The following is a 6888-nucleotide window of genomic DNA, read 5'->3' on the forward strand; positions in this document are numbered from 1 at the left end:
GCTCGGCGTGCCGCTGAACCCGATGGCGCGCACCCGCATCTTCCAGATGTTCGATGCCGGGGTCGGCGCCATCAACGCCCTGGCCACCATGGGCCGTGGCATGCGCATCGGCCTGTTCGCCGGCAGCGGCGTCGGCAAAACCACCCTGCTCGGCATGATGGCCCGCCACGCCCGCGCCGATGTCGTCGTCGTCGGCATGATCGGCGAACGCGGCCGTGAAATCCGTGAATTCATCGAGGATCATCTGGGCAACGCCCGCCCGCGCAGCGTCGTCGTCGCCTCTCCGGCCGATGACACCGCCCTGGGCCGGCTGCACGGCGCCTACCGCGCGGCGGCCATCGCGGAATACTTCCGCGACCAGGGCAAGCACGTCCTGCTGGTGGTGGACTCTCTTACTCGCCTTGCGATGGCGCTGCGCGAAATCGGCCTGGCCGTCGGCGAACCCCCCGCCACCAAAGGCTATCCGCCTTCCGTGTTCGGCGCGCTCGCGGCCTATGTGGAGCGCGCCGGCAACGGCACCTCGGCGCAAGGCTCCATCACCGCCATTTATACAGTGCTGGTCGAGGGCGACGATCACGTCGGCGACCCGGTGGCCGATACCGCCCGTTCCGTGCTGGATGGCCACATCGTGCTCTCGCGTGCCATGGCTGAGGCCGCGATTTACCCCCCGATTGACATTTCAGCCTCGCTCTCGCGCCCGATGCCCAGCCTCGTCACCCCCGCGCATCAGAAACTCGCGGCGCGGTTCCGCTCGCTGTGGGCCCGGCGCGCCGAAAAGCAGGACATCATAGACCTCGGCGCCTACACCCCCGGGCGAGACCCCTTGCTCGACGAAGCCCTGCGCCGCGCTCCGGCGATGGAGGCCGTGTTGCGCCAGGACATGCACGAAGGCATCAGCCTCGCCGCCAGCCTCGCCGCCTTGCAAGCCGCCCTCGCGGAGCCCCAGCCATGAGGAAAACCCCATGAAACCCCGCACCCTCGCCCGGCTGGACATGTTGGCCGCCGAACAGGAAACCCAGGCGCTGGAAGCCGTGCGCCGCCACAATGCCATGCTGAGCCAGGCGGTGGAGCATCGCGGCCTGCTGGCCGCCTACCGCACCCGCCTCGCGCAAAGCTGGCAGGACGGCGCAGTGCTCCCCGCCGCCCAGGCCAGGCGCGCCGGCCAGTTCGCCGCCGCCACGCACAGCGCCGAGGGGCAGATCATGCAGGCCGCCAGCCTCGCCGCCGCACAGCTTGAATCCGCCATCACCAAACTCGGCCAGGTGCGGGCACAGCGTCACGCCTTGGCCGAAGCCCTGCGCAAGGCCGCCCAGTTGGCCGCGCGCGAAACCGAACAACGCGCCGAGCGCGACCGGCCAGCCCCCGGCCGCACCCGGACCTGAAGGAGCCCGCCATGAATCTCTCATTCTACACCAGCTTCAATACCAGCCTGGCGCAGCAGGAAGCCCAGATCAACACGCTGCAACAGCAGATCTCAACCGGCCTGGCCGTGCAGACGCCCGACCAGAACCCCGCCGCCTACCAGGCCGCGGCGCTCGGCAACGACCAGATCAGCGCCCTGGCCAACAACAGCAACACCCAGGCCGCCATCCAGGTGCAGCTCGGCAGCGTCAGCAACGCCTATCAGGCCACCGGCAGCCTGCTCAACAGCGTGCAGTCCGTGGTCGAGCAGGCCCTCAACGGCACCACCAGCCCGCAAAACCTTAACGCCCTGGCCGGCCAGGTGCAGTCGGCGGCGCATCAGATGCTCGCGCTGGCCAACACCACCGCCTCTAACGGCACTTATCTGTTCGGCGGCTCGCGCGGCAGTGTCGCCCCGTTTCAAACCTCGGGCAGCGGCAGCATCATCTACATGGGCGACGGCGCCCAAAGCCAAGCCGCCATCACCCCCAACACCAACGCCTCCACCATCGCCAACGGCGAGGTTTTCGTCTCCGGCCTCGCGGGAGACGGCACGGGCAGCGTCACCGCCGCCGCCAGCAACGCCGGCACCGGCCAGCTCATCTCCCAGGGCATCTCCAATGCCGCCGCGGCCGCCGCATTCCAGTCCGGCTCCTCGGCCATCACCGTCAGCTTCGGCGCGGGCGGCGCCTACACCGCCAGCCAGGGCGGCAGCGCCGTGGCCAGCGGCACGCTCACCAGCAACACCACCACCGGCACCAACACGGTGCAGCTTGGCGGCGTTGACTACCAGATCACCGGCACCCCCGCCGCGGGCGACAGTTTCACCCTCTCGCCCAGCCGTCCGCAATCGGCCTTTGCCTTGCTGCAAACCATCTACAAGGCGCTTTCCTCGGCGGGGAGCACCCCTTCGCAGGTGGCGCAGACCAACCAGGTGCTCAACCAGAGTCTCGCCGGCCTAGCCCAGTATCAACAGAACGTCGTCACCGCGCAGGCGCAAAACGGCGTCACCCTGCAAGCCATCACCAACGCGGGCACCAGCAACACCAACCAGTCCACCCAGATCCAGACCGCCGTGCAAAACGCCACCGCGGTCAACACCCCGCTCGCCATCACCAATCTGGACCAGACCCTCACCGCCCTGCAAGCCGCCATGAAGACCTTCGGCACCGTGCAGAGCCTCAGCCTGTTCAACTACGTTTAAGGAGCCGCCCCGTGTCAGATGCTATTTTCATCGTCGGTTACTACCGCAGCGGCACCTCGGCGCTCTCAGGCGCGTTGCAGCGTCTGGGCGTGAAATTTTTCAACGAGGCCGACCCCAACGAGCACAACCCGCTCGGCTTCTATGAAATCCCTGAGCTGATTGAGTTTGATGTCGACCTCTTCAACCGTCTCGGCGTGGAATGGACCGATGTGCGCGGCCTGCCCCAAGGCTGGGAGGATCGCGCCGATCTCGCGCCGTTTCTCTCCCGGCTCGATGAAATCCTGCGCCGCCGCTTTTTGCCGGAGGATAAAGTCTGGGGCCTGAAGCACCCGCATCTGTGCCGCACCCTGCCGCTTTATGAGCGCGCCGCCCGTCAGGCCGGGCACAACCCGCATGTGGTCCATATTTTCCGCGATCCCTGGACCGCCGCCGCCAGCCAAGGCCATAAAAACGGGCTGAGCCGCGCGCATGCGCTGCTGCTCTGGCTCAGCTACGTCACCGGCGGCGAGCGTCAGGCCCGTCACCTCCCGCGCAGCTGGCTCACCTATCAGGACCTGCTCTCCAAACCCGCCGCCGAGCTGCGCCGCATCGAGCAGGACACCGGCCTTCCCCTTGCCAGCCTTGCGCCCAACGGCCTGCGCGAGGCAGCCAGCCACCTCACCGGCCAGCTCAACCGCAGCACCCCGCTATCGCATGATGGTCTTTTCCACCCGCTGGACATGCTGGCCACCCGCGTCTGGGACGCCGTCCAGTCGCGTGACATCTCAGCGGCCCTATGGGACTCTTTCGCCGATGAGACCCGCGGCATCGTTGAATTCCTCACCGAAATCGGCGCCAGCCGCGGCCGCGTGGTCCCGGCTTTCGGCGCGGCTTTCAACCCTGTCCTCGCGGCACCGGCGGATGCCGCCGCCGCCGGCCTGCGCCCGCCCGAGCGCCTGGACGAAGGCGGCAAGGCCCGGCTGGAAGCTTTGCGCGCCGCCGCCCCGCCGCTGCCGCGCCTTGCCATCCTCATCGTTGCGCCGCAGGGCCGTGCCTCCGGGGTGAATGACACTGTGCACGCCCTGCGCCAGCAATGGCATGCACCCGAACATATCGCCATCCTCGCGGCCGAGCCGGTGGAAATCCCCGGCATTCCCGCGCGCGCCATCCCCCCCGCGCCCGCCGCCGCCTCGCGCCTGTTGTGCGACTCCCTAAACCAGGCAGCGGCCGCGGCGGATTATGTTGCCATCATCAACGCGGGCGACACGCTCTCCCCTGATGCCTGCCTGCGCTTTGCCCTCACCGCCGCCGCCAGCCAGGCGGATATGATCTATTGCGACGAGATCGTCCCGCGCGAGGGCGGTCCCTGGGTCCGCCAGAAACCCGCCTGGGACATCACCCGCCTGCGCCAGGCGGCTTATGTGGGAGACTGGGTCTGGTACGCCGCCAAAACCTTGCTGCGCCTCGGCGGTTTTGATGCCGCGCGCGCCGGCGCCGAGGAGTATGACTTCCAGCTCCGCCTCGCCGAGGCCGGGGCCAAGGTGGAGCGCCTGCCCGAGGCGCTGTTCACCCGCTGCCCGCAAAGCCGGCGCGACAGCATTCCCGCCACCGAATTTTGCGCCAACGCCGCCCAGGCCATCACCGCCCACCTTGCGCGCGCGGGCCTTCCCGCCCAGGTGCAAAACCGCCAGCATCTCGGCTTGTTCCACCATGTCCGCCTGGCGCCTGATCCCGGCACCACCCTCATCATGCTGTGCGATGGCGGCGAGGTCGCGCAGCTTGACCAATGGCTCACCGGCCTGCTCAGCGCCAATGAACTTTCCGGCCCGATCATCCTGGCCGGCGCGAACCTGAACCCGCAGATGACCACCTACCTGACCGCCGTAACCCAGCAGGCCGAGGCCCTGGAGGGCAAGGTCCTGGCCGTGCCGCCCGTGCCCGCTTTGCAACCGGCGCAGGCGCTGGCGCAGGCGGTGGCCATGGTGGCCACCCCGCTCACCGCCATCATTGACATCCGCGCCCAGCCTCAGGTGCCGCATTGGGCCGAGGGTCTGCGCGCCCGCCTGGCGGACCCGGGCGCCGTGCTTGCCGGCGCGCGCACGCTGGTGCCCTTTGGCCCGGCCGCCCGGCAGTTCACGGTCCAGGGGCCCATCGTCCCCGGCGCCGATAGCCGCCTCGGCGCGTGCCATACCCCCGAAGACCCCGGCCCCGGCGGCTGGCTCACGGTGGATCAGGAGGTCAGCGCCCTCGCGCCGCCGGCGCTGCTGGGCCGCACCGCCGCCCTCGCGCCGCTGCATTTCCCCAACCTCACCGGCGATGCCCTCTGGATCGTGCTTTGCGCCCAGCTCCGCGCCCAGGGCGCGCGCATCGTCTGGACACCGGATATCTCCTTCATCGCCCCGGCCGAGGCGGTCCAGCCCGATGCCGGAAATACATGCCGCGATGCCGCACCGGCGGCCATCGCCTTGCCCTGGGCAGACCCCTATCACCACCCGGCGCTCTCCCTGCATGGTAATCTGCTCAACGCCGAGCAACGGCTGGGGCTGGTGCGCTCCTGCCCGGCGGACCCCTCCTCCCTGCTGATAACCGGCTCCGCCCTGGAGGGCGAAGCCCTGCTCAACGCCGCCCGCGCCTTGCGCAGCACCGGCGCGCTGGAGGCCGATTGGGCGCAGGAACTGCCCGGCGCGGCCGACCTCGGCCGCCGCGCCCCCGCCATTTGGGCGCGCATCAACCCGCAACAGCTGCCCCAACCCCACAGCCCGGCTTATAGCGCCGTGTTCACCACCCCTCCGGCAGCTGATGCCAAGCCGGTCATCGCCGGCGCCGCGCGGCTTTTCGCCACCTCGCCCGGTCTGGTGCGGCGCGTGCGCAAACTGGCCCACCCGCGCCAGCCGGTCACTCTCTGGCGGCCCACGCTCTCCGCGCCCATCTGGTCCTCCTTAAAAATCGGCACCGGGCTGAACACCAAGCCCCGCGTCCTATGGGTCGACGAAGGCATCGCCCCGCCCTGGCTGGCGGATCTCATCAATGAGACGCTGGAATCCGTGGCCTGGATCGTGGTCGAGCGCGAAGGCGCTCAATATGCGGGCTCCATCGCGCGCATCGCGCCGCAACCCTCGGAATACGCCTGGGCGCAGGCCATGGCCGAGCTGGCGCCGCAAATCCTCATCCGCCCGGCCGAGCGCGAGACGGACGCGGACCATTACCGTATCCTCCTCGCCGCCGCCGCCGGGTGCCATTTGCTGGTGGACGAGCGGATGGACGTTCCCCCCTCACTGGGCGCGCTCCTTCTGCCAAACCGCCTCGCCGCCTGGCAGCGTGCCCTCAAGCACGCGGTGAGCGAGCTGAGCGCAACCCTGGCGCAGGGCCAAGCCGCCCGCGCCGCCGCTCTGGCGCTGCCCTCCACCGAGGCCGCGCCCCCGCCCTGGGCCGTGCCCGTTGCGGCGGCATCCGCCCTGCAAAGCGCCGCCGAATGAGGCGGCTGTCTGCTATTCTGGGCGCACTGCTGCTGGCAACCCCCGCGGTTGCCGCGCCGCAGAGCCCGCAGGCGGTGGCCCAGGCCATCACCCAGGCGGCTCAGGCCATCGCCCCGCCGGGCGCCAGCCTTACCCTCGGCCCGGTGGCCGGCGCGCAATACATGCAGGCTTGCACCCTCCCGCTCAGCGTCAGCATCAGCGGCACCGCGCCTTATGAACAAGCGGCGGCGCATTGCCCGTCCCCGGCCTGGACGCTTTATGTCACCGTCACCGTGGCGCAGACCGAGAACGTCGTCATCGCCGCGCGCCCCATCGCCGCCGGGCAAACCCTGGGCCGGGGCGACATCACCCTGGCCCGCGAACCCGTCTCCCTTTATGCCGGGCGGCAGGTTTATTACGACCCCGCCCAGCTTCTCGGCGCCAGCGCCATCATGTCGGTCTCGGCGGGCGGCATTCTCAACCCGGCGGACATTGCCGAGCCTGTCATGGTCAAATCCGGGCAGACCGTCGCGGTCCAGGTCATCAGCGGCGGGGTCACGCTCTCGCTCAACGCCGTTGCCACCGAGACCGGGCGCATAGGCGACACGATCCTTTTCACCAATCCCTCCAGCGGCCGCCGTTTCTCAGCCCAAATCACCGCCACCGGCCCGGTGCTGAACCTCCAGCCATGAATATTTCCCCCATCAAAAAACTTAAAGTTGCACTTGCAGGAAAACTTCTCCTCCCACCCCCGAATAAATGGGTACGGCAACCGCAACCCAAGGAGTTTTCAATATGTCGGCCGTAGGTTCTATCATGACGAATACCGGGGCGCTCCAGGCGCTCAAC

At 69.0% G+C, this 6888-nt stretch carries 5 protein-coding genes; all 5 read left to right on the top strand.

All coding sequences use genetic code 11. From position 1 onward, the window contains the following. The coding region (locus tag HKL97_RS04060) for a FliI/YscN family ATPase (protein WP_291422824.1) at positions 1–952 on the top strand (952 nt) is incomplete at its 5' end. Positions 953–962: 10 nt separating this feature from the next. Further along, on the top strand, positions 963–1382 hold the full coding sequence (locus HKL97_RS04065) for a hypothetical protein (RefSeq protein WP_291422825.1): 420 nt from the start codon (positions 963–965) through the stop codon (positions 1380–1382). A gap of 11 nt (positions 1383–1393) precedes the next feature. After that, on the top strand, positions 1394–2605 hold the full coding sequence (flgL, locus tag HKL97_RS04070; protein WP_291422826.1) for a flagellar hook-associated protein FlgL: 1212 nt from the start codon (positions 1394–1396) through the stop codon (positions 2603–2605). An 11-nt stretch (positions 2606–2616) separates the two neighbouring features. Then, a complete protein-coding gene (locus HKL97_RS04075; RefSeq protein WP_291422827.1) occupies positions 2617–6060 on the top strand; it encodes a hypothetical protein in 3444 nt (1147 codons plus the stop codon). Next, positions 6057–6731: a flagellar basal body P-ring formation chaperone FlgA gene (gene flgA / locus HKL97_RS04080; RefSeq protein ID WP_291422828.1), complete on the top strand. Its 675-nt coding sequence runs from the start codon at positions 6057–6059 to the stop codon at positions 6729–6731. The genes HKL97_RS04075 and flgA overlap by 4 nt, the downstream gene beginning before the upstream one ends. The last annotated feature ends 157 nt before the right edge of the window (positions 6732–6888 follow it).

It is taken from the genome of Acidocella sp., assembly GCF_013044125.1.
Taxonomy (GTDB): Bacteria; Pseudomonadota; Alphaproteobacteria; order Acetobacterales; family Acetobacteraceae; genus Acidocella.

Excerpts from the sequence above, each read along its gene's own strand:
- flgA (WP_291422828.1), top strand. The coding sequence starts at position 6,057 with ATGAGGCGGCTGTCTGCTATTCTGGGCGCACTGCTGCTGGCAACCCCC.
- flgL (WP_291422826.1), top strand. The coding sequence starts at position 1,394 with ATGAATCTCTCATTCTACACCAGCTTCAATACCAGCCTGGCGCAGCAG.
- HKL97_RS04065 (WP_291422825.1), top strand. The coding sequence starts at position 963 with ATGAAACCCCGCACCCTCGCCCGGCTGGACATGTTGGCCGCCGAACAG.